Origin of the sequence: Klebsiella sp. Ech2A (genome assembly GCF_030078455.1) — a bacterium.
Taxonomy (GTDB): domain Bacteria; phylum Pseudomonadota; class Gammaproteobacteria; order Enterobacterales; family Enterobacteriaceae; genus Klebsiella; species Klebsiella terrigena.
Map to the genome: position 1 here is coordinate 22,315 of NZ_JAQGFU010000004.1, position 22,508 is coordinate 44,822.

Annotated in this window: 24 protein-coding genes; 12 read left to right on the plus strand and 12 right to left on the minus strand. The window is 58.2% G+C overall.

Annotation, left to right across the window (positions count from 1 at the left end):
- The first annotated feature begins 16 nt into the window (after positions 1 to 16).
- Positions 17 to 1,864 carry a protein translocase subunit SecD gene (secD, locus tag PFH44_RS01900; protein ID WP_072051773.1) on the plus strand — a complete coding sequence of 616 codons (1,848 nt, stop codon included), beginning with the start codon at positions 17 to 19 and terminating at the stop codon, positions 1,862 to 1,864.
- 10 nt (positions 1,865 to 1,874) lie between these two features.
- Positions 1,875 to 2,846 carry a protein translocase subunit SecF gene (gene secF / locus PFH44_RS01905; RefSeq protein ID WP_045854195.1) on the plus strand — a complete coding sequence of 324 codons (972 nt, stop codon included), beginning with the start codon at positions 1,875 to 1,877 and terminating at the stop codon, positions 2,844 to 2,846.
- Positions 2,847 to 2,919: 73 nt separating this feature from the next.
- On the opposite strand, the gene PFH44_RS01910 is transcribed toward secF, so the two are convergent.
- On the minus strand, positions 2,920 to 3,099 hold the full coding sequence (locus PFH44_RS01910; protein WP_283824149.1) for a hypothetical protein: 180 nt from the start codon (positions 3,097 to 3,099) through the stop codon (positions 2,920 to 2,922).
- A 61-nt stretch (positions 3,100 to 3,160) separates the two neighbouring features.
- Here PFH44_RS01910 and PFH44_RS01915 point away from each other — a divergent pair, with 61 nt between their 5' ends.
- Together PFH44_RS01915 and PFH44_RS01920 are read left to right on the plus strand one after the other, a co-directional pair.
- Positions 3,161 to 3,538 carry a VOC family protein gene (locus tag PFH44_RS01915; protein ID WP_283824150.1) on the plus strand — a complete coding sequence of 126 codons (378 nt, stop codon included), beginning with the start codon at positions 3,161 to 3,163 and terminating at the stop codon, positions 3,536 to 3,538.
- A gap of 49 nt (positions 3,539 to 3,587) precedes the next feature.
- On the plus strand, positions 3,588 to 4,283 hold the full coding sequence (locus PFH44_RS01920; protein ID WP_283824151.1) for a helix-turn-helix transcriptional regulator: 696 nt from the start codon (positions 3,588 to 3,590) through the stop codon (positions 4,281 to 4,283).
- Between the two features lie 51 nt (positions 4,284 to 4,334).
- Here the strand turns inward: PFH44_RS01920 and PFH44_RS01925 are convergent, their stop codons facing one another.
- Entirely contained in the window at positions 4,335 to 5,219 is an 885-nt protein-coding gene (locus tag PFH44_RS01925; protein WP_045854198.1) for a nucleoside-specific channel-forming protein Tsx, read from the minus strand.
- Positions 5,220 to 5,510: 291 nt separating this feature from the next.
- The gene (locus PFH44_RS01930; RefSeq protein ID WP_076944655.1) at positions 5,511 to 6,053 is read right to left on the minus strand and encodes a SadB/YajI family lipoprotein; all 543 of its coding nucleotides are present in this window, start codon (positions 6,051 to 6,053) and stop codon (positions 5,511 to 5,513) included.
- A gap of 148 nt (positions 6,054 to 6,201) precedes the next feature.
- Between PFH44_RS01930 and nrdR the strand changes: the two genes are divergently transcribed.
- The 6 genes from nrdR to pgpA all read left to right on the plus strand — a co-directional run bounded on the left by nrdR (position 6,202) and on the right by pgpA (position 10,436).
- Positions 6,202 to 6,651, plus strand: coding sequence for a transcriptional regulator NrdR (gene nrdR / locus PFH44_RS01935; RefSeq protein ID WP_004858609.1), 450 nt, complete (start codon positions 6,202 to 6,204; stop codon positions 6,649 to 6,651).
- Between the two features lie 3 nt (positions 6,652 to 6,654).
- The gene (gene ribD, locus PFH44_RS01940) at positions 6,655 to 7,758 is read left to right on the plus strand and encodes a bifunctional diaminohydroxyphosphoribosylaminopyrimidine deaminase/5-amino-6-(5-phosphoribosylamino)uracil reductase RibD (protein WP_283824152.1); all 1,104 of its coding nucleotides are present in this window, start codon (positions 6,655 to 6,657) and stop codon (positions 7,756 to 7,758) included.
- A 197-nt stretch (positions 7,759 to 7,955) separates the two neighbouring features.
- Positions 7,956 to 8,426 carry a 6,7-dimethyl-8-ribityllumazine synthase gene (gene ribH, locus PFH44_RS01945; protein ID WP_041144290.1) on the plus strand — a complete coding sequence of 157 codons (471 nt, stop codon included), beginning with the start codon at positions 7,956 to 7,958 and terminating at the stop codon, positions 8,424 to 8,426.
- A 22-nt stretch (positions 8,427 to 8,448) separates the two neighbouring features.
- Entirely contained in the window at positions 8,449 to 8,868 is a 420-nt protein-coding gene (nusB, locus tag PFH44_RS01950) for a transcription antitermination factor NusB (RefSeq protein WP_045854201.1), read from the plus strand.
- Between the two features lie 97 nt (positions 8,869 to 8,965).
- A complete protein-coding gene (gene thiL / locus PFH44_RS01955) occupies positions 8,966 to 9,943 on the plus strand; it encodes a thiamine-phosphate kinase (protein ID WP_283824153.1) in 978 nt (325 codons plus the stop codon).
- Entirely contained in the window at positions 9,924 to 10,436 is a 513-nt protein-coding gene (pgpA, locus tag PFH44_RS01960) for a phosphatidylglycerophosphatase A (protein WP_161795666.1), read from the plus strand. The genes thiL and pgpA overlap by 20 nt, the downstream gene beginning before the upstream one ends.
- Before the next feature lie 58 nt (positions 10,437 to 10,494).
- On the opposite strand, the gene PFH44_RS01965 is transcribed toward pgpA, so the two are convergent.
- The 4 genes from PFH44_RS01965 to xseB all read right to left on the minus strand — a co-directional run bounded on the left by PFH44_RS01965 (position 10,495) and on the right by xseB (position 14,557).
- Positions 10,495 to 11,469 carry an aldo/keto reductase gene (locus PFH44_RS01965; protein WP_283824154.1) on the minus strand — a complete coding sequence of 325 codons (975 nt, stop codon included), beginning with the start codon at positions 11,467 to 11,469 and terminating at the stop codon, positions 10,495 to 10,497.
- A gap of 64 nt (positions 11,470 to 11,533) precedes the next feature.
- On the minus strand, positions 11,534 to 13,396 hold the full coding sequence (gene dxs, locus PFH44_RS01970; RefSeq protein ID WP_283824155.1) for a 1-deoxy-D-xylulose-5-phosphate synthase: 1,863 nt from the start codon (positions 13,394 to 13,396) through the stop codon (positions 11,534 to 11,536).
- An 18-nt stretch (positions 13,397 to 13,414) separates the two neighbouring features.
- The gene (ispA, locus tag PFH44_RS01975) at positions 13,415 to 14,314 is read right to left on the minus strand and encodes a (2E,6E)-farnesyl diphosphate synthase (protein WP_283824156.1); all 900 of its coding nucleotides are present in this window, start codon (positions 14,312 to 14,314) and stop codon (positions 13,415 to 13,417) included.
- Positions 14,315 to 14,557, minus strand: a complete 243-nt coding sequence (xseB, locus tag PFH44_RS01980) for an exodeoxyribonuclease VII small subunit (protein ID WP_041144297.1) — start codon at positions 14,555 to 14,557, stop codon at positions 14,315 to 14,317.
- A gap of 285 nt (positions 14,558 to 14,842) precedes the next feature.
- On the opposite strand from xseB, the gene thiI reads away from it, so the two are divergent.
- On the plus strand, positions 14,843 to 16,291 hold the full coding sequence (gene thiI, locus PFH44_RS01985) for a tRNA uracil 4-sulfurtransferase ThiI (protein ID WP_283824157.1): 1,449 nt from the start codon (positions 14,843 to 14,845) through the stop codon (positions 16,289 to 16,291).
- A 103-nt stretch (positions 16,292 to 16,394) separates the two neighbouring features.
- On the opposite strand, the gene yajL is transcribed toward thiI, so the two are convergent.
- Both yajL and panE read right to left on the minus strand, forming a co-directional pair.
- Positions 16,395 to 16,988 carry a protein deglycase YajL gene (gene yajL / locus PFH44_RS01990; RefSeq protein ID WP_283824158.1) on the minus strand — a complete coding sequence of 198 codons (594 nt, stop codon included), beginning with the start codon at positions 16,986 to 16,988 and terminating at the stop codon, positions 16,395 to 16,397.
- Positions 16,951 to 17,862 carry a 2-dehydropantoate 2-reductase gene (gene panE, locus PFH44_RS01995; RefSeq protein ID WP_045854209.1) on the minus strand — a complete coding sequence of 304 codons (912 nt, stop codon included), beginning with the start codon at positions 17,860 to 17,862 and terminating at the stop codon, positions 16,951 to 16,953. Before panE ends, yajL begins: the two co-directional genes overlap by 38 nt.
- A 198-nt stretch (positions 17,863 to 18,060) precedes the next feature.
- Here panE and PFH44_RS02000 point away from each other — a divergent pair, with 198 nt between their 5' ends.
- On the plus strand, positions 18,061 to 18,552 hold the full coding sequence (locus PFH44_RS02000) for a YajQ family cyclic di-GMP-binding protein (protein ID WP_041144301.1): 492 nt from the start codon (positions 18,061 to 18,063) through the stop codon (positions 18,550 to 18,552).
- Between the two features lie 27 nt (positions 18,553 to 18,579).
- Here PFH44_RS02000 and PFH44_RS02005 read toward each other — a convergent pair whose 3' ends face one another.
- From PFH44_RS02005 to cyoE, 3 genes are all read right to left on the minus strand, one after another.
- The gene (locus PFH44_RS02005) at positions 18,580 to 19,944 is read right to left on the minus strand and encodes an MFS transporter (RefSeq protein ID WP_045854210.1); all 1,365 of its coding nucleotides are present in this window, start codon (positions 19,942 to 19,944) and stop codon (positions 18,580 to 18,582) included.
- Positions 19,945 to 20,100: 156 nt separating this feature from the next.
- On the minus strand, positions 20,101 to 21,279 hold the full coding sequence (locus tag PFH44_RS02010; RefSeq protein ID WP_283824159.1) for a Gfo/Idh/MocA family protein: 1,179 nt from the start codon (positions 21,277 to 21,279) through the stop codon (positions 20,101 to 20,103).
- Positions 21,280 to 21,620: 341 nt separating this feature from the next.
- Positions 21,621 to 22,508 carry a heme o synthase gene (gene cyoE / locus PFH44_RS02015; RefSeq protein WP_045854212.1) on the minus strand — a complete coding sequence of 296 codons (888 nt, stop codon included), beginning with the start codon at positions 22,506 to 22,508 and terminating at the stop codon, positions 21,621 to 21,623.

Here is a 22,508-nt window from a genome sequence, read left to right on the forward strand (position 1 = left end):
CCCTAAGGGAACTGCCGTGTTAAACCGTTATCCTTTGTGGAAGTACGTCATGCTGGTCGTCGTCATTGTCGTCGGCCTGCTGTATGCGCTCCCCAACCTGTATGGTGAGGATCCGGCTGTTCAAATCACTGGCGCGCGCGGCGTCGCCGCCAGTGAGCAAACGCTGATCCAGGTCCAGAAAACGTTACAAGAAGAAAAAATTACCGCTAAGTCTGTGGCACTGGAAGAGGGCGCAATTCTTGCGCGCTTCGACACCACCGATGTCCAGCTCCGCGCACGCGAAGTGCTGGTGGACGTGTTGGGTGATAAATACGTCGTGGCGCTGAACCTTGCTCCGGCAACCCCGCGCTGGCTGGCGGCCATCCATGCCGAGCCGATGAAGCTGGGTCTTGACCTTCGCGGCGGCGTACACTTCCTGATGGAAGTCGATATGGACACCGCGCTGGGCAAACTGCAGGAACAAAATATCGACAGCCTGCGCAGCGAGCTGCGTGATAAAGGCATTCCTTACTCCACCGTGCGTAAAGAAGACAATTTTGGTCTGAGCATCGCTTTCCGTGACGCTACCGCGCGCGATCAGGCAATCTCTTATCTTAGCCCGCGTCACCGCGACCTGGTTATCTCCACTCAGGGCAGCACCGGCCTGAAAGCGGTGATGACCGACGAGCGTCTGAAAGAAGCCCGCGAATACGCCGTGCAGCAGAACATCAACATTCTGCGTAACCGTGTAAACCAGCTGGGCGTTGCCGAGCCGCTGGTTCAGCGTCAGGGTGCCGACCGCATCGTAGTTGAGCTGCCGGGTATTCAGGACACCGCGCGCGCGAAAGAGATTCTTGGCGCCACCGCGACCCTGGAATTCCGTCTGGTCAACAGCAACGTTGACAGCTCCGCAGCCGCTTCCGGCCGCGTCCCTGGCGATTCTGAAGTGAAAAGTACGCGTGAAGGTCAGCCGGTTGTGCTGTACAAGCGCGTGATTCTGACCGGTGACCATATCACCGACTCCACTTCCAGCATGGACGAGTTCAACCAGCCGCAGGTTAACATCTCGCTCGACAGCGCCGGTGGTAACATCATGTCTAACTTCACCAAGGACAACATCGGTAAGCCGATGGCGACCCTGTTTGTGGAGTACAAAGACAGCGGTAAGAAAGATGCCAACGGTCGCGCCATTCTGGCGAAAGAGGAAGAGGTGATTAACATCGCCAACATCCAGTCTCGCCTGGGTAACAGCTTCCGTATTACCGGTATCAGCAACCCGAACGAAGCGCGTCAGCTCTCTCTGCTGCTGCGTGCCGGTGCGCTGATCGCGCCGATTCAGATCGTTGAAGAACGGACTATCGGCCCGACCCTGGGTATGCAGAACATCAAGCAGGGCCTGGAAGCGTGTCTGGCCGGTCTGGTGGTGTCTATCCTGTTCATGATCTTCTTCTATAAGAAATTCGGCCTGATCGCGACCTCTGCGCTGGTGGCTAACCTGGTGCTGATCGTCGGTATCATGTCCCTGCTGCCTGGGGCGACGCTGAGTATGCCGGGGATTGCGGGTATCGTCTTAACCCTTGCGGTGGCGGTCGATGCGAACGTTCTGATCAACGAGCGTATTAAAGAAGAGTTGAGCAACGGGCGTTCCGTTCAGCAGGCTATTGATGAAGGTTACAGGGGCGCATTCAGCTCGATCTTCGATGCGAACATTACGACGTTGATCAAAGTTATCATCCTGTACGCGGTCGGTACCGGTGCAATTAAAGGGTTTGCTATTACTACCGGTATCGGTGTGGCAACCTCGATGTTTACCGCTATCGTCGGCACCCGTGCCATCGTGAACCTGCTGTACGGCGGCAAGCGCGTTAAAAAGCTGTCTATCTGAGGAGTGCGTTGTGGCACAGGAATATACTGTTGAACAATTGAACCACGGCCGTAAAGTCTATGACTTTATGCGCTGGGACTACTGGGCTTTCGGCATTTCCGGTTTTCTGCTGATTGCCGCCATTGTGGTGATGGGCGTGCGTGGGTTTAACTGGGGTCTCGATTTCACCGGCGGTACGGTGATTGAAATTACCCTCGAAAAACCCGCCGACCTGGATCAGATGCGCGAAGCGCTGCAGAAGGCGGGCTTTGAAGAGCCGCAGCTGCAGAACTTCGGCAGCAGCCGCGACATCATGGTACGTATGCCGCCGGTACATGATACCAACGTCAGCCAGGAGCTGGGCAGCAAGGTCGTGAGCGTGATTAACCAATCGACCAGCCAGGACGCGACGGTTAAACGTATCGAGTTCGTGGGGCCGAGCGTCGGGGCCGATCTTGCGCAAAGCGGTGCAATGGCGCTGCTGGCGGCGCTGATCTGTATCCTGGTATACGTCGGCTTCCGTTTCGAATGGCGTCTTGCCGCCGGGGTGGTCATCGCCCTGGCGCACGATGTGGTCATTACGATGGGTATCCTCTCGCTGTTCCATATCGAGATTGACCTGACCATCGTTGCCTCGCTGATGTCGGTTATCGGCTACTCGCTGAACGACAGCATCGTGGTATCTGACCGTATTCGTGAAAACTTCCGTAAGATCCGCCGCGGTACGCCGTACGAGATCTTCAACGTGTCGTTGACCCAGACGCTGCACCGTACCTTGATCACTTCCGGGACCACGTTAGTGGTGATCCTGATGCTGTATCTCTTTGGCGGTCCGGTTCTCGAAGGCTTCTCGCTGACGATGCTGATCGGTGTCTCCATCGGTACGGCCTCTTCTATCTACGTGGCGTCCGCGCTGGCGCTGAAGCTGGGCATGAAGCGCGAGCATATGCTGCAGCAGAAAGTGGAGAAAGAAGGGGCGGATCAGCCGTCAATTCTGCCGTAAGGCAGTCCCGTTCTGATAACGCAATCCCGGCCGCAAGGCCGGGATTTTTTTATTACAGCGTCGCCAGTTTTGGCTACTCTTCATTATCCGCATGTGATGACAGGGAGTAACGCCCGCGGCCGTCGTAACCCGCTTCGCACTCCCCAACCGACCCTCCGGTACGGCCTGCCCGGCCCTGCGCCTGCGCAAAGCCGTACAGGCTCCGGGTAGCGAAGAGGCGCTGTACGGCGGGGAAGCCAATCGCTACTGACACTACGCTGTCAGTAGCCCTGTCGTAGACTCCTCCTGAACCCAAACAATGGACAGGAGGATGTATGAACAACGTAATTAACTGGTTTGAAATTCCGGTCGCCGATATGGATCGCGCGGTGGCGTTTTACGAGCCGGTGCTGCAGGTGACGCTGCGTCGGGAAAATATGGATAGCGCTGAAATGGCCGTTTTCCCGTACCAGGACCCGGCTCCCGGCGGCGCGCTGGCAAAATTTGACGGGGTTAAACCTGCCGCTCAGGGATGTATTATCTATCTGCATACCGACAATCTGGCCGCGACGCTCGACCGCGTAAGCTCTGCCGGCGGCAGCTGCGTCTTTGGCCCGCTTGAGCTGTCGAACGATATCGGCACCATCGCGCTGTTTATTGACAGCGAAGGTAATCGGATTGGCCTGCATCAACCAAAGAACCTGTCCCATTAATGCTCAATGACGCCTGCGGGACAAGCCCTAAAGAGTAAGAGAAAAGAGAATGAGCCGACGCGCCGACCGCCTTTTTCAAATCGTGCAGATCCTGCGGGGGAGAAGGCTGACCACCGCCGGACTGCTGGCGGAGCGGCTCGGCGTATCGGAGCGCACCGTCTACCGGGATATCCGCGATCTGTCGCTCTCCGGCGTGCCGGTGGAGGGCGAGGCCGGCAGCGGATATCGCCTGCTGGCCGGCTACAGCCTGCCGCCGCTAATGCTGACGACCCAGGAGTCGGAAGCGCTGGTGGCCGCCATTCGGCTGCTGCAAACCTGGGGAGGCGAATCGCTGTCCCAGGCGCTGGAGTCGGCTCAGGAAAAGGTGCTGGCGATTTTGCCTGAGGAGAGCCGGCGCAAGGCCGAGCAGTCGCGGCTTTTTGCGCCGGACTTTGGCGTTCAGGGCTACAGCAAGACGCAGTTCGATCTGGTGCATCGGGCGGTTTCCGGTCAGCGGGTGCTGGCGCTGCACTATCGCGACGAAGCAGGAAAGGTGTCGCAGCGTGAAGTGCTGCCGCTGGGACTGTTTTTCTGGGGCGAGCGCTGGCTGCTGGTGAGCTGGTGCGAGCTGCGCGATGATTACCGCTGCTTTCGTCTCGACCGCTGTCTGGAAGTGGCGGCTACCGGGCGCCTTTTCAGCGAGCGGGCCGACCGTTCATTGAGTGATTTTCTGCGTAAGGTGAGGTGCGAAGATCGCGAAGCATAATGCGGGTCAATCGATATCCCCGGCGCAGAGGCCGGGGAGCATCGGGCAGGATTAGAAGTTGTAACCCACCACGAAGTAACCACCCCAGCCGGTAGAGCGAACGTTGAAGTCGCCGTCACCGAAGTTCAGCTTCGCGTCGTTAGCCCACTGACCGCCGTTATGGAAGTAACGAGCCACTACCGAGTAGTGCCAGTGTGCGTAGTTCAGTGCCAGGATGTGGCTGGAAGCGATGGAGTTGCTGGTGCGCGCGTGTTTGCCGTTCTGGTCGTAGAAGTTGTCATCGCCCAGATCGGAGCCCCAGTCAAAGTTGGTGAAGCCGATGTAGCTCAGCGAGCCGCCCCACAGGTCGGTCAGCGGAACAAAGTATTTCACCTTGAAGCGGTAGCCATCCCACTCGTTTTCGTTGGATGCGCCGTAGTTCTGCCACTGGTATTTGGCGTAGACGTTCAGGGAGAGGCTCATCGGCAGGCCGGTATCGATGTCGGTACCGAGACCCATATACCAGGTGCTCTGACGACCGGACGCGTTGCGGCCCATGTCGTAGATGTAGTTGTTAGCGAAATACCACTCTTTAAACGGACCGAAGCTCAGGTCGGTATTGGTCAGCTTATCGATAGAGAAACGCGGCTCAATTTCCATAAACAGCGGGGAACCGTGGTTCCAGATACCTTTCGCGTTGGTGTTACCGCCGAAGAATACCGGTGCATCCATGTAACCATAGAAATCAAACCAGTCTTTCTTGGCAAAGGCTTCGTATTCCAGGTAGGTATCGTTGCGGATTTGTGGCCCAAAACGGGTGTGGTAGCTACCCACCACGTTTACACTCTGGTGCCACCAATCAGACAGGTACTGCGGTTTGTCGTTTTCTGCCGCGCCGGCAGTGAAAGATGCGGAGAGCGCCACGACGGCGCTTGCTGCCAGTAATGTTTTTTTCATATTGATGCCACTGTTTAAATTGAGCCGAAAGGCGTGAAGAAATTTGCCGAAGCGTATCTAAATATTTCGTATTTCTGTGGCGTCTATTATAGGAATCATTGCTCACAAAAATATGTGTTGTTTCACAGATCGAAAACATGCGTAATCGATTGCGTTCACGATTCTATGCATTTCTTGACAGAATGCCACTGAAATTCATCACTGAAGCCCATTTTTTCTGAACTGTTGCGAAAAATTGTAAGTGGATTTTCGGCGGGGGAAGCCGGACGTCAGAAACGCCCGGCGGGGAGCTTACTGCGCGTCTGCGGGTTGAATATCGTGGATGCGTACGAAGCCTAGCTGCTCCGGCGTGACGCCGCTGAGGCGTAGCGGAATATCGACGTCGCTCGGTGCCAGAATGCTGGCGGGGGCGCTAATCAGCTGGTCGCGGACGTTGACCTCCCGGTAGCTCTCGGTGGTGCCGCTGATCTGCCCGGAGGCCACGGTTGCGCTAAACGCCGGCAGCGGATCGTTTGATTCGCCCTGGATACGCAGCGTCAGGCGGGTGCCGTCGCCGTCGGGAGCGATATCGCGCAGCGACATCCGCAGGGTGCCTATCTGGCTGTTCAGCCGCGCCGGGGTTTTCGCTCCGGGCAGCAGGTAAACGCCGCTGCTGGACTTCGCGTTAAGGGCGTTTTGCTGGGTAATTTTCACCGTTTGCTGATTGAGCTGGGTCATCTCCTTGCTCAACGTGCTCACGCTCTGATTCATCTGGCGAACTTCGCTTTGCTGAGCGCAGGCGCTGAGCGTAAAAAGGCTACCCACAATCGCCAGCTGCAAATAACGTCTTGTCATGGTCTGGATTCCGTTAACAGAGGGATGCTTAATGGTAGATCGTTTGCATAAGCGCACTATAGATCCTTTGTCTCAAAAGCTCTTTCTTTGTAGTCGGGTCACTTCGCGGTAAACTACCCGCCAGTTTAACTTGATGCCAGGACGCGCTATGCACTGCCCTTTCTGTTTCGCCGTAGATACTAAAGTGATCGACTCTCGTCTGGTGGGGGAGGGCTCTTCTGTACGTCGTCGTCGGCAGTGCCTGGTCTGCAATGAACGCTTCACCACCTTCGAAGTGGCCGAGCTGGTGATGCCGCGAGTGGTAAAAAGCAACGACGTTCGCGAACCCTTCAACGAAGATAAGCTGCGCAGCGGGATGCTCAAAGCGTTAGAAAAGCGTCCGGTCAGCGCCGACGATGTAGAAATGGCGCTCAACCATATCAAAACGCATCTGCGCGGCACCGGTGAACGCGAAGTTCCCAGCAAAATGATCGGTAACCTGGTGATGGAGCAGCTGAAGAAGCTCGATAAAGTCGCCTACATCCGCTTCGCTTCCGTCTATCGCAGTTTTGAAGACATCAAAGAATTCGGCGAAGAGATCGCCCGCCTACAGGATTAAGCCATGCATGACGAAATATACATGGCACGCGCGCTCAGGCTCGCCGCGCGCGGTCGCTTCACCACCCATCCAAACCCGAACGTCGGCTGCGTCATTGTTAAAGACGGCGAAATTGTTGGCGAAGGTTTCCACTACCGCGCCGGCGAGCCGCATGCCGAAGTGCACGCGCTGCGCATGGCCGGTGAAAGGGCCAAAGGCGCCACCGCCTACGTCACCCTGGAGCCCTGCAGCCATCACGGACGCACGCCGCCGTGCTGCGACGCGCTGATTGCCGCAGGCGTTGTGCGGGTGGTGGCCGCGATGCAGGACCCCAACCCGCAGGTGGCCGGGCGCGGTCTGTATCGCCTGCAGCAGGAAGGTATCGACGTCAGCCACGGCCTGATGATGGGCGAGGCTGAAGCGCTGAATAAGGGCTTCCTGAAGCGGATGCGCACCGGCTTTCCCTATATTCAGCTAAAAATGGGCGCCTCGCTTGACGGCCGCACGGCAATGGCCAGCGGCGAAAGCCAGTGGATCACCTCCCCGCAGGCGCGACGCGACGTGCAGCGCCTGCGCGCGCAAAGCCATGCGATCCTCACCAGCAGCGCCACCGTCCTCGCGGACGATCCGGCGCTGACCGTGCGCTGGGACGAGCTCAGCCCTGATATTCAGGCGCGCTATCCGCAGGAGAATCTGCGCCAGCCGCTGCGTATTGTCATCGACAGCCAAAACCGCGTGACGCCGCAGCACCGCATCGTGCAGCAGGCGGGAGAAACGCTGTTTGCCCGCACCCGTCAGGACTCCCGCGAGTGGCCTGAGAACGTGCGCACTCTGCAGATCCCGGAGCATAAAGGCCATCTCGATCTGGTGGTGCTGATGATGCAGCTGGGCAAGCTGCAGATTAACAGCATCTGGGTGGAGGCCGGTCCTGCTCTGGCCGGCGCGCTGCTGCAGGCGGGGCTGGTGGACGAGCTTATCCTCTACATTGCGCCTAAACTGTTAGGAAGCGACGCGCGCGGACTCTGCGCGCTGCCGGGGCTTGAGAAGCTGGCCGACGCTCCCCATTTCAAATTCAACGAGATACGTCATGTAGGCCCGGACGTTTGCCTGCATTTAGTCAGCGCGTGATCGCCCTGCCGGACGGGGAAACCGCGCCGCTACGCCTGGTTATTCAGCATGCGACGAGACGGTCAGCGAGGGACGCAGCCTGAAGAGAGGTCGGGTCGGCCGCAGCTCACGTCAGAGCAGTTTGCAGGATGAAGTGTATAAAATATTATGGTAGAATCCGCCCCCCTTGCGGGGCCAAATGAACCCGAAGGAAGAGTATGAACATTATTGAAGCTAACGTTGCTACCCCGGACGCTCGCGTCGCCATCACCATTGCGCGTTTCAACAACTTTATCAATGACAGCCTGCTGGAAGGTGCTATTGACGCCCTGAAGCGCATCGGTCAGGTAAAAGATGACAATATTACCGTTGTTTGGGTTCCAGGCGCGTATGAGCTGCCGCTGGCGGCTGGCGCACTGGCAAAAACCGGTAAATATGACGCGATAATTGCGCTGGGTACGGTGATCCGTGGCGGTACCGCGCACTTTGAATATGTGGCTGGCGGAGCAAGCAATGGCCTGGCGCACGTCGCCCAGGAAAGCGAGGTTCCGGTAGCCTTTGGTGTTCTGACCACCGAAAGCATTGAGCAAGCCATCGAACGCGCTGGCACTAAAGCCGGTAACAAGGGCGCAGAAGCTGCGCTGACCGCGCTGGAAATGATTAACGTATTGAAAGCCATCAAGGCCTGAATTTTTTTGTAAGGGGAATTCCGTGAAACCTGCTGCTCGTCGCCGCGCCCGTGAGTGTGCTGTCCAGGCGCTTTACTCCTGGCAGTTGTCGAAAAACGACATCTCTGATGTTGAATACCAGTTCCTGGCGGAACAGGACGTTAAAGATGTCGACGTTCTGTATTTTCGCGAACTGCTGTCCGGAGTGGCGACTAACAGCGCATACCTCGACGGCCTGATGAAGCCGTATCTGTCCCGCCTGCTTGAAGAGCTGGGTCAGGTTGAGAAGGCGGTACTGCGTATCGCGCTGTTCGAACTGTCAAAACGTGACGATGTGCCGTACAAAGTCGCCATCAATGAAGCCATTGAGCTGGCGAAAACCTTCGGCGCTGAAGATAGTCACAAGTTTGTCAACGGCGTGCTGGATAAAGCAGCTCCGGCAATTCGTCCCAACAAAAAGTAAACTCCAGGTCGGGCTTTGCAGGACTCATCCTCGTGAACCCGGCCTTAGAGCCTATTTCGGTAGGCTCTCATTTTTTTCTTTTGCTGAGGCATAACGTATGGCATGCGGCGAATTCTCCCTGATTGCCCGTTATTTTGATCGCGTAAAAAGCATGCGTCTCGATGTGGAAACCGGCATTGGCGACGACTGCGCACTCCTGAATATTCCCGAGAAAAAAACGCTGGCAATCAGCACCGACACCCTGGTGGCGGGCAACCATTTCTTACCTGATATCGATCCTGCCGATCTGGCCTATAAAGCGCTGGCCGTTAATCTGAGCGACCTCGCGGCGATGGGCGCGGAGCCGGCGTGGCTAACGCTGGCGCTGACGCTGCCGGAGGTGGACGAGGCGTGGCTGGAGTCCTTCAGCGATAGCCTGTTTATGCTGCTCAACTATTACGACATGCAGCTGATCGGCGGTGATACCACCCGCGGCCCGCTGTCGATGACGCTGGGTATCCACGGTTTTGTGCCGCCGGGACGCGCCCTGAAGCGCTCCGGGGCGAAGCCCGGCGACTGGATTTACGTAACCGGCACGCCCGGCGACAGCGCCGCGGGGCTGGCAATACTGCAGGAGCGGCTGGCGGTGGCTGACGCCGCCGACGCCGACTATCTGCTGGCGCGCCATCTGCGCCCGATGCCGCGCGTGCTGCAGGGCCAGGCGCTGCGCGATCTGGCGAGCTCGGCTATCGATCTTTCCGACGGCCTGGTCTCCGATCTGGGCCATATCCTCAAAGCCAGCGGCTGCGGGGCGCGCATCGACCTTGACGCGATGCCGCTATCCGAGGCGATGCAGCGTCAGGTTGAGCCGGAGACGGCCCTGCGCTGGGCGCTTGCCGGCGGCGAAGATTATGAGCTGTGCTTTACCGTACCGGAGCTCAATCGCGGCGCGCTCGACGTGGCTATCGGCCAGCTTGGGGCGCGATTTACCTGCATCGGGCAGGTTTGCGCCGAAGCCGACGGCCTGCAGTTTTTGCAGGCAGGTAAGGCGGTGAAGCTTGATTTAAAGGGGTACGATCATTTTGGTACGCAGTAAAGATAGTGCAAAAAGTCGGCTGAACCTGCTTAACCCCTGGCATCTGCTGGCGACCGGCTTTGGCAGCGGGCTAAGCCCCATCGTCCCCGGGACTATGGGGTCGCTGGCGTCGATTCCGTTTTGGTATCTGATGACGTTTCTACCCTGGCAGCTCTATTCGCTGGTGGTGATGATGAGCATCTGTATTGGGGTCTATATCTGCCACCGCACGGCGAAAGATATGGGCACTCACGATCACGGCAGCATCGTCTGGGATGAGTTTGTCGGGATGTGGATAACCCTGATGGCGCTGCCGACTCTTGACTGGCAGTGGGTGGCCGCCGGATTCGTCATTTTCCGCATTTTCGATATGTGGAAGCCGTGGCCGATTCGCTGGTTCGACCGTAATATTCACGGCGGAATGGGGATCATGGTCGATGATATCGTCGCCGGCGTGATTTCGGCGGGCGTGCTCTACGTCATCGGCCATCACTGGCCGATCGGTCTTATCTGACGGCAGAACCCCGGCGGCGCGATGCCTGCCGGGGTTCTGGCTTAACGCCGTCGGCAGGCTATTTGAATCCGACCACCGGATGCGGCCTGTACGGCGCTTCCAGCTTTTCTATCTGCTCCGGCGTCAGGGTTAAATCGACGGCGTTCAGCAGCTCATCCAGCTGGTCCTGACGCGAGGCGCCGATAATCGGCGCGGCGACGCCGGGCTTGCTCAGCAGCCACGCCAGCGCAACCTGTGCCCGTCCGACGCCCAGCTCCTCCGCCACCTCCGCGAGATTCGCCGCGATCAGCTCATCGTTGCTATCGCTGGCGCTATACAGCGACTGGCCAAACTCATCGGAGACCAGCCGCGCGGTGGTTTCTCCCCACGGGCGGGTGAGACGGCCGCGCGCCAGCGGGCTCCAGGGGATGACCGAGACCCCTGCTCGATTGCACAGCGGCAGCATCTCGTTCTCTTCTTCGCGGTAGATCAGGTTGTAGTGATCCTGCATGGTGACGAAGCGCGCCCAGCCGTGACGCTCCTGCAGGTCCAGGGCCTGGGCAAACTGGCGGGCATGCATCGACGAGGCGCCGATATAGCGTGCCTTACCCGCCTTAACCACCTCATTCAAGGCTTCGAGGGTCTCTTCAATCGGCGTGGTGTAATCCCAGCGGTGGATTTGCAGCAGGTCAACATACTCCATGTCCAGGCGCCGCAGGCTGTCGTCGATAGAGCGCAGGATCTGCGCGCGGGAGAGGCCTTCCGGCAGATCGCCCACCTGGTGATAAACCTTGGTGGCGACCACCACTTCGTCGCGGCGGGCAAAGTCGCGCAGGGCGCGGCCAACGATCTCTTCGCTGCTGCCTTCGGAGTAGCTGTTGGCGGTATCAAAAAAGTTGATGCCGCCTTCCAGAGCGCGCTGAATTAGCGGGCGGCTGCTCTCTTCCGGTAGCGTCCAGGCGTGTTTGCCCCGGTCCGGCTCGCCGAAGGTCATGCAGCCAAGACACAGTCGGGAAACCCGCAGGTTGGTTGCTTCAGGGGTGATATATTGCATTGATATGCTCCTGCTATGCGCTAAAAAGGGTTTCTTTTAAGCATAGCAGGAGCCGTTCGGAGGGTTATGCGAGCCAGGCGTTGATTTTGGCTTCGATACCGGCGGCATCGAGGCCGAGGTCAACGTGAACTTCTTCCTGGGTTCCCTGGGGAATAAAGAAGTCCGGCAGACCGATATTCAGCACCGGCACCGCGCGGCGATGCGCCATCAGCAGCTCATTAACGCCGCTGCCCGCGCCGCCCATGATCGCGTTCTCTTCCAGGGTGACCAGCGCCTCGTGCCCGGCGGCCAGCTGCAAAATCAGCGCGTTATCAAGCGGTTTCACAAAGCGCATATCCACCAGCGTGGCGTTGAGCTTGTCCGCCACCAGAGCGGCTTCCTTCAGCATGGTGCCGAAGTTCAGGATCGCAATTTTTTCGCCTTCGCGCTTCACCACGCCCTTGCCGATCGGCAGTGCGGCCAGCGGCTCCAGCGTCGCGCCGGTACCCGTTCCGCGCGGATAGCGCACCGCGCTTGGGCCGTCGCCGTAGTGATAGCCGGTATACAGCATCTGGCGGCATTCGTTCTCGTCGCTCGGCGTCATGATGACCATCTCCGGAATACAGCGCAGGAAGGAGAGGTCGAAGGCCCCCTGGTGCGTCTGCCCGTCGGCGCCGACGATGCCGGCCCGGTCGATGGCAAACAGCACCGGCAGCTTCTGGATAGCGACGTCGTGAATCACCTGATCGTAGGCGCGCTGCAGGAAGGTGGAGTAAATGGCCACCACCGGCTTATAGTCGCCGATTGCCAGCCCGGCGGCAAAGGTCACCGCGTGCTGCTCGGCGATAGCCACATCGAAATACTGGTCAGGGAATTTTTTCGAAAATTCGACCATCCCCGAGCCTTCGCGCATGGCCGGCGTCACGGCCATCAGCCTGCTATCTTTCGCCGCGGTTTCGCACAGCCAGTCGCCGAAAATTTTCGAATAAGAGGGCAGGCCGCCGCTGCTTTTTGGCAGCACCCCGCTGGTATGGTCAAATTTCGGCACCGCGTGGAAGGTGATTGGATCTTTTTCCGCCGGCTCATAGCCGCGGCCTTTTTTGGTCATAATATGCAGGAACTGCGGTCCTTTCAGATCGCGCATGTTCTTCAGCGTATTGACCAGCCCGAGCACGTCGTGACCGTCCACCGGCCCGATGTAGTTAAAGCCCAGCTCTTCAAACAGGGTCCCGGGAACCACCATGCCTTTGATATGTTCTTCGGTGCGTTTGAGCAGCTCTTTAATCGGCGGAACGCCTGAGAAGACCTTCTTGCCGCCTTCGCGCAGGGTCGAGTACAGCTTTCCGGAAAGCAGCTGCGCGAGATGATTATTCAGCGCGCCGACGTTCTCAGAAATCGACATTTCATTGTCGTTCAGCACCACCAGCAGGTCGGGTTTGATATCGCCCGCGTGGTTCATGGCCTCAAACGCCATCCCGGCGGTGATCGCCCCGTCGCCAATGACGCAGACCGCGCGCCGCTGCTTGTCTTCCTTCGCGGCGGCAATGGCGACGCCAATGCCCGCAGAAATGGAGGTCGATGAGTGTCCGACGCTCAGCACGTCATATTCGCTTTCGCCGCGCCACGGGAACGGATGCAGCCCGCCTTTCTGCCGAATGGTGCCGATTTTGTCACGGCGGCCGGTCAGAATTTTATGCGGGTAGGCCTGATGGCCAACGTCCCAAATCAGGCGGTCGAAAGGGGTGTTATAGACGTAGTGAAGCGCCACGGTCAGTTCAACCGTGCCGAGGCCGGAGGCAAAATGCCCGCTGGAACGGCTGACGCTGTCCAGCAGATAGCGCCGAAGTTCGTCGCACAGCTTCGGCAGGCTATCTTTCGGCAACAAACGCAGCTCCTGGGTGGAATCTACCAGCGCCAGGGTCGGGTATTTGGCAATATCAAAACTCATCAGAGACTCATTTATTGTTTATTTATCACGCTGAATTATGTAATTCGCGAGCGCTTCCAGTGCCGTGGTATCCAGAGATTGCGCGGCCAGCTCATTTAGCGACTGGCGGGCGTCTTCAATCAGGCCGTGCGCTTTGTTTCGGGCTTGCTCAAGACCCAGAAGCGCGGGGTAGGTACTTTTGCCCAGCTGCTGATCGGCTCCCTGACGTTTGCCAAGGGTCGCAGTATCCCCTACCACGTCAAGAATGTCATCCTGGACCTGGAAGGCGAGGCCGATATTTTCCGCATAGCGATCGAGCGCCGGCAGCGCCGCACGGCAGCGTTCGCCGGCGCTCAGGGCGCCCATGCGTACCGCCGCGCGAATCAGCGCCCCGGTCTTATGGCGATGAATGCGCTTGAGCGCTTCAAGGTCAACCTGATGGCCTTCGGCTTCGAGATCCAGCGCCTGACCACCGCACATCCCGGCAACGCCGCTGGCCTGAGCCAGCTCGGAAACCATCGCCAGCCGGTCGCGATCCGGTACTTCCGGCATCGCCGCATCACTTAGTATAGAAAACGCCAGCGTTTGTAGGGCATCTCCGGCAAGAATTGCGTTGGCTTCGCCAAATTTAATATGGCAGGTAGGCAGGCCGCGACGCAGATCGTCATCGTCCATGGCCGGCAGATCGTCATGCATCAGCGAATAGGCGTGGATGCATTCAACGGCCGCGGCCGGCGCGTCCAGGGTTGCGCGGCTGACGCCAAACATGTCGCCGGTGGCGTACACCAGGAAGGGGCGCAGGCGCTTGCCGCCTAATAATGCGCCGTATTGCATGGCTTCAACCAGCGGAGTGTTCTGAAACGGCAGCGGCGCAAGAAAACGGCGCAGCGCGTCGTTGGCCTGCTCAACGCAGGCCTGAAGCTGTTGCGGGAAATCCATCTATTCAGCGTCCGGTGTAAAAGGCGTCAGCGGCGTATCTTCGCTCTCTGCCAGCAGAATTTGTACGCGCTGCTCGGCCTGCTGCAGCTTTGCCTGTCCCTGACGCGCCAGCTGCACGCCGCGCTCAAACTCACCGAGCGCTTCTTCTAACGGCAGAGCGCCGCTTTCCAGACGATTGACGATCTGCTCCAGTTCGCTCAGGGCGGTTTCAAAGCTGGCCGGGGCCTCATTTTTCTTTGGCATAGTGAATATAGACTCTTGTTATGTCGCGACAGCAGTATGGTAACGAAGTCACGTGGTTAAGCAAATATACGCTTTATCCGGCAAGCGGCGCCGGCCTAAGCCTGATGCGCTCCCGGCGAACCTGTCGTCCCGGCTGCGGCAGATGATTTAGCGTAAAACACGCAATGCCGGGTGAAAAGCTTCCATTAGTGGTATACTTCGCGCCCTGGATGCAGGCACCGCGGTGCACTGCAGTACATCTTTTGCTTAAAGCCCTGTCGGGCTTGCCAACGAACTATTGTCGCCATGAAGTTTATCATTAAATTGTTCCCGGAAATCACCATCAAAAGCCAATCTGTGCGATTGCGCTTCATTAAAATCTTAACCGGGAACATTCGTAACGTTCTCAAAAACTATGATGAGACGCTCGCCGTCGTTCGTCATTGGGATCATATCGAAGTTCGCGCGAAAGACGAAAATCAGCGTCCGGCTATTCGCGATGCGCTGACCCGAATTCCCGGTATTCACCATATTCTCGAAGTCGAAGACGTCCCCTTCACTTCGCTGCACGATATTTTCGAGCAAACGCTGCCGCTGTGGCGCGAGAAGCTGGAAGGCAAAACCTTCTGCGTGCGCGTGAAGCGTCGCGGTAAGCATGAGTTTACCTCTATCGAAGTGGAACGCTACGTCGGTGGCGGCCTCAACCAGCATATCGAGACCGCCCGCGTTAAGCTGACCAACCCGGATATCACCGTCAATCTGGAGATCGAAAACGATCGCCTGCTGCTGGTGAAAGGGCGCTATGAAGGCATCGGCGGTTTCCCTATCGGCACCCAGGAAGACGTGCTGTCGCTGATTTCCGGCGGCTTTGACTCCGGCGTTTCCAGCTACATGCTGATGCGTCGCGGCTGTCGCGTACACTACTGCTTCTTTAACCTCGGCGGCGCGGCGCACGAAATCGGCGTTCGTCAGGTTGCGCACTACCTGTGGAACCGCTTTGGCAGCTCCCACCGCGTGCGTTTTGTGGCGATTAACTTCGAGCCAGTAGTCGGTGAGATCCTCGAAAAAGTTGACGACGGCCAGATGGGCGTCGTGCTCAAGCGCATGATGGTTCGCGCGGCTTCGCAGGTAGCCGAACGCTACGGCGTGCAGGCGCTGGTGACCGGCGAAGCGCTGGGTCAGGTATCCAGCCAGACGCTGACCAACCTGCGGCTGATCGATAACGTCTCCGATACGCTGATTCTGCGTCCGCTGATCTCTCACGATAAAGAGCACATCATCAACCTGGCGCGCGAAATCGGTACCGAAGATTTTGCCCGCACCATGCCGGAATACTGCGGCGTGATCTCGAAGAGCCCGACCGTGAAGGCGGTGAAGGCGAAGATCGAAGCGGAAGAGCAGAACTTCGATTTCAGCATCCTTGAGAAGGTGGTGGCGGAAGCCAATAACGTCGATATCCGCGATATCGCCCAGCAGACTCAGCAGGAAGTGGTTGAAGTTGAAACCGTCAGCGGTTTTGGCCCCAACGACGTGATTCTGGATATTCGCTCGGTTGACGAGCAGGATGAGAAACCGCTGAAGGTGGAAGGCGTCGAGGTGGTTTCGCTGCCGTTCTACAAGCTGAGCACCCAGTTCGGCAACCTCGACCAGAGCAAAACCTGGCTGCTGTGGTGCGAGCGTGGCGTAATGAGCCGCCTGCAGGCGCTCTATCTGCGCGAGCAGGGCTTTGATAACGTGAAGGTCTATCGCCCGTAGCCGGCGGAGAGCACCCCGTAAAGCGCCGCCCGGCGCGAACGGGGAGGTCCCGGATAGCGGCAGCGATGCCTTATCCGGGCGACCAATCCTGACCCGTCGCGGATCAGGCTTCGTAGAAGTTATAGATTCCCGCCGCCATCACCAGCTGTGAAGCGACCTCGTACGCCTTTTCACGACCGACCAGCAGATCGATCATCTTGAGCGCAAAATCAATCGCCGTTCCCGGCCCCTGGCTGGTGAGCAGGTTAACCCGCGGATCCCAGACCACGCGCTTATCCTGCCACTGCCCGACGGGAATTTGCTCCTTCAGCGCTGGAAAGCCGGTCATGTTGCCGATGGGGAAAAGGTTATGCGGGACCAGCACCGTGGCGGCAGCGGCGCAGATGGCGGCGACGATCCGCCCGGAGAGATGGAACTGGCGGACCGTTTCGACCAGCAGCGGGCTATCGCGGAAGTATTCCGCGCCCTTGATGCCGCCGGGCAGAACGATAATGTCATAGTCGCCGTCGGCAACTTCGACCAGCGGCGCATCGGCCAGCAGCTTAACGCCGCGCGAGCAGACAACGGTCAGGCTGCCGTCGCCGGCGACGCTGGCGGTGGTGACCTGCACGCCGCCGCGTACTAATAAATCGATAGCGGTGACCGCTTCCGTCTCTTCGCTACCAGGGGCGAGGCAAATCAGTGCCGACGCGCTCATATTCATTCTCCTTACGCTTGACCAGTTCAAACATGCGGGCGTTTTCCGGTACGGCAAGGCCGTGGGCGCGGGCGCGCTTGAGCAGAAAACCGGTGATATAGTCGATTTCCGTATGACGCTGAGCGCGGATATCCTGCAACATCGAAGAGATATTTTCTGCCGTACTTTCAATTACCTGATGAACATAAAATAGCAGGTTTTCCGGCGACGTATGTATGCCTTCGCGCTCCATCACCGCGGCAACTTCCCGGCAGATAGTTTCTACCTCCGCCGCCGCGTCGCGCAGATCGCCGTTTTTACAGTTTCGTAGCGCCGTCAGCGGATTAATCACGCAGTTGACCGCCAGCTTGCTCCAGAGCGCCGGCTGAATATTATTGTGCCAGGCCACGTCGGGCAGGACGTTTTGCAGCGTATCGGCAAGCGCGCTGTAGTCCTGCGGATAGCCCTTCGCCGGGCCAATATGGGTGGTCCCGTTAGCGACGTGAACGATAACGTTGCCGTCGCGCCGTGCGGCCTGGGTGGTTGACGCCAGCAGCAGGGGCTGGGTGACGCCTTTGAGCTCGTCGACGGTGCCCATGCCGTTATGGATAAGCAGTATCGGGGAGGAGGCGGGCAGGCGCTCGGCGAGGTTCTTTACCGCCGTAGAGACCTGCCAGGCCTTCAGGGTAACCAGCAGCAGGTCGCTGCTGGCGAGAAAATCGGGATCGTTAGCAGTTAACGATTCGTTGAAAATGCTGCCGTCACTCTCGACCAGATTGACGCTGCAGAATGGCTGTGGGACGCGCAACCACCCCTGGACTTCGTGTCCATGTTTACACAGCGCGGTCAGCCATAGCTGCCCAAGCGCACCGCATCCGAGTACGGTTACCTTCATTAATCCTCCTCACCTGCGACAATCCCAGGCACTCATAGCTAAAGTATATACTCGTTGTCCTTCCTGCTGCAGCCAATGCCGCCGCGGCGGGAAAAACCTGGAGCATAGCGCCGTCAGCTATGCTTGCGGGATAACCAGTTGAGTTATGCCGTGTTGCAGGTATTATGCAACGCAAAAGAAACGAAAGGAGAGGAAAAGATGCCATCTTTCGATATTGTCTCTGAAGTCGATCTTCAGGAAGTTCGAAACGCCGTAGAGAATGCGACCCGTGAAGTTGAATCGCGTTTTGATTTTCGTAACGTGGAAGCCAGCTTTGAGCTGAACGAAAAAAATGAGACCATCAAGGTTCTCAGCGAGTCTGATTTCCAGATTAACCAGCTGCTGGATATTCTGCGCGCTAAGCTGCTGAAGCGCGGCATTGAGGGCAGCTCTCTCGAGGTGCCGGAAGAGTTCGTGCACAGCGGTAAAACCTGGTTTGTGGATGCCAAACTGAAGCAGGGCATTGAGAGCACGATGCAGAAAAAAATCGTTAAGCTCATCAAAGACAGCAAGCTGAAGGTGCAGGCGCAGATTCAGGGCGAAGAGATCCGCGTGACCGGCAAGGCGCGTGACGATCTGCAGGCGGTAATGGCGCTGGTGCGCGGCGGCGATTTAGGCCAGCCGTTCCAGTTCAAGAACTTCCGCGACTAATAAAAAAGCGGGTTATCCCCGCTTTTTTTAACTTCCTTTTATCGCCTGCTCAACCTCAAAGCGATTGGTCAGCTTGCTGTCGATTTTGACGTAGACCGAACGCTCTTCGGCCACCACCAGCGCCTGCTTCACCCCGTCGAGGGCCAGCAGACGCGTCTGCAGTGAATCATCAACGGCCACCTCACCCGGGATTTCAATTCTCAGGCTGCTGACGTACGGCGGCTCGCTCATCGTTCCGGCAACCAGCAGCCACAGCATCGCCAGCAGCGCGCCGAGCAGGAACACGGTCTGCGAATCGAAGAAGCCGTCAACCCAGCCGCCGAGCGCGCCGCCAATCGCCACGCCGAGAAACTGGCTGGTGGAGTAGATGCCCATCGCGGTGCCTTTATACCCGGCCGGCGACTCTTTGCTAATCAACGACGGCAGCAGCGCTTCCAGCAGGTTAAAGGCGAGGAAGAACAGCTGAACCCCCGCGACCAGCTCCCAGAAGTATCCGCCCGCGCCCCACAGGACGATTTCGGCGACCAGCAGCAGCGCAACGCAGAACACGAAGACCTGCTTCATCTTGCGCTTCACTTCGGCATAGATGATAAACGGCACGACCGAGACAAAAGAGATAAGCATGGTCACCAGATAAATCTTCCAGTGCTCAGCGGCGGGGAAGCCTGCGGCCTCCAGCTGGCCGGGAAGGGCGACGAATGTCGACATCAGCATGATGTGCAGGCACATAATGCCGAAATTGAGCTTCAGCAGCTTTGGCTCGGCGAGCACTTTGCTAAAGCAGCCTTTTACCATGCCTGATTCGCGGTTCAGCACGTGATTATGGCTGTTGGGCACCACCCACAGGGTGAGCAGAATGCCCATTGACGCCAGTCCGGCGATCATCCAGAACAGGGCGTGCAGGCCCAGCTGGTGGGTGACTATCGGCCCCAGTACCATGGCGATAGCAAAGGTTACGCCGAAGCTGACGCCAATAAAGGCCATCGCTTTGGTGCGGTTCTGCTCGCGGGTTAAATCGGAAAGGAGCGCCATGACCGCGGCGGCAATCGCCCCGGAGCCCTGCAGCGCCCGGCCGAGAATAATGCCCCAGATGGAGTCGCTGAGCGCGGCGATAACGCTGCCAATAACGAAGATCAGCAGGCCGCCTACGATCAGCGGCTTGCGGCCGATACGGTCGGAAAGCAGGCCGAACGGGATCTGAAACAGGGCCTGGGCCAGTCCATAAATACCAATCGCCAGACCGATAAGCGCCTCGCTGGCGCCCTGTAATGCCATACCGTAGGTGGTTAGAACCGGCAGAACCATAAACATGCCGAGCATACGCAGCGAGAATACGGTTCCCAAACCCCAGGTCGCGCGCAGTTCGCCTGGCGTCATTTTGTTATCGTTCATTACCACCTCAATCTAAAAACTGCGCCTAGTGTAGTGGGGGGAGCCGGAAGCGTAAATAAATGTTTGTTTAACAGATATTACCGGTCTGTTGCGCGGCGAGGTAAGTGCGGTAGAAATAAAGAAACCGGTGGAGGAAGCCCCACCGGGATGCAGCATTTATTGTAAATTAAAGTCAACCCACTGGCCGCCGGCGTCGGCGGATTTCACGCATTGTTCAACCCAGTAGACGCCGTGCAGGCCAGCCTCGACGTTCGGGTACCAGAAGTCTGCCAGCAGCTCGGCGTCGCCGCGATCCGTCGCATCTATGGCAATAGCGAAGCGGCGGTAGAGGTTTGCCCAGGCTTCGAACAGACCCTCAGGATGGCCGCCGCCGATGCGATCGTCCGCCAGCGCCTCGCGGCTGAGGTAGGGCATTCCGCGCTCAAGGATCCGTACCGGTTCGCCCTGCACCTCGTAGCTGAGCTGATTGGGGCGCTCATCCCACCATTCGATACTGGCCTTTTCACCAACCACGCGCACCTTTTGCGAATGCATGGCGCCGCTGTTGACCGCGCTGGTCCACATCGAACCGACCGCACCGTTGTCGTACTCCATCAGCACGAAGGCGTTATCTTCCAGCGGCGCCCTGGACTTAACGAAGCTCTGGCGGGCGCACATCAGGCGCTTAATGTTGATCTGCGGCACCATGGTTTCGGCGATAAACAGCGGGTGCGTTGCGAGATCGCCCAGCACGTAGCTCGGACCCGCGTATTCCGGCGTTACCCGCCAGCGGGTCGATTCCGCCTGCAGCTCGATCGCCTCGTTATGAAAACCGTGGGCGAACTGCATGGTGATCACCCGAATCTGGCCGAGCAGCCCTTCGGCGATCATCTGCCGCGCCTGCTGGACCATCTGATATCCGGCATAGCCGTAGGTGACGCCGACGATTTTGTTCTGCCGGCGGCTCAGCGCCAGCAGCTCGTTGGCTTCGGCGGCGGTGAAGCACAGCGGCTTTTCGCAGATAACGTGCAGCCCGGCTTCCAGCGCGGCTTTGGCGATCGCAAAGTGGGTATTGTTTGGCGTGGTGACCGACACCACCTCGACGCCATCGGGACGCAGCGCCTCCTCGCGGAACAGGGTTTGATAGTCGGCGTAGCAGCGCTCCGGCGCGATGCCGAGCTGCTGGCCAAACCGACGCCCGCGTTCGGCATCGATATCGAGCGCGCCCGCCAGCAGGGTAAAGACGTCGTCGCGCAGCGCCGCAGAGCGGTGGCTGTAGCCAATCTGGCTGGTGCCGCCGCCGCCGACCATCCCCCAGCGAAGGGAACGGGGCAGGGGTTTCATGCCGTTTAACATGGAGCTCTCCTTTCAAAAACACGGGTGTCAGAGGGGACGTTGAGTGATTCCTGCCGCTTGCGCCGTCGACGGGGCATATTTCGGCATCCACATTATGGAATTATTTATTTCATTTTATTATTAATTTGAAATTTATTTTTCGTTTGTGCGAGGGCGATCGAAAAATGGCGATATCCGTGAAGAAATAAAGGGGAGGAGAAGAAAGAGAAGGCTATGTGCCGGGCGATACGGGGCGACACATCCGGCGGGCGTGAGATAAGCAGGGAGGCGCAGGCGATGCTGATTAGCGAGCGGTACAAATAAAAAACCCCGCCGAAGCGGGGTTTGTCACAGAGCCAATCTTATCCGACGTAGGCCAGCAGATTGTGCGAGTTCGGCACCATAAAGTCGACGGACATCATCACCGACAGCGCGGTAATAGCGACGATGGAAAAGACGAACAGCTTGCGCGCCCAGACTTTATCATCGGCCACTTTGTAACCGCGCAGCGCCATACCCAGCCACCAGACGCTCACCGCGGCCGCCACCACCAGGTATTTATACCCGGCGTAGCCACCCAGAGAGAGCATCAGCGTCGCGACGGCGAAAGCAATGATGTAGACGGTGATATGGTTCTTGGCAACCGAGATACCTTTCACTACCGGCAGAACCGGAATATTTGCCGCCTGATAATCCTTGAAGCGGAAAATCGCGATGGCATAGGAGTGAGGCATCTGCCACAGGCTAAAGATAGCCAGCAGAATGGCGGCACCGCTATCGAAATTACCGGTAACCGCACAGTAGCCAATCACCGGCGGCGCAGCGCCGGAGAGAGAACCAATCAGCGTGCCGTAAACGGAGTGGCGCTTCATGTACAGGCTGTAGACGCCGACATAAACCACGAACCCCATCACCCCCAGCCAGCAGGCCAAGGGATTAGCGCCAAACCACAGGAGCATGAAGCCAGCAATACCCAGCAAGGTGGCGTATACCAGCGAAGCTCCTGGCGAGATCAGCCCTTTGACCAGCACCCGGTTTTTCGTCCGTTCCATCTTGCGATCGATATCGCGGTCGATGTAGTTGTTGAATACACAACCCGAGGCGACCACCAGGGACACGCCGAGGAGCGTCCAGGCGAACAGCGGATAGTCGATGTGGCCCTTAGAGGCCAGCAGGAAACCGCCGATCACCGAGATCAGGTTGCCGAAAATGATGCCAGGTTTCGTTACTTGCAGGTATTGCTTAAACAT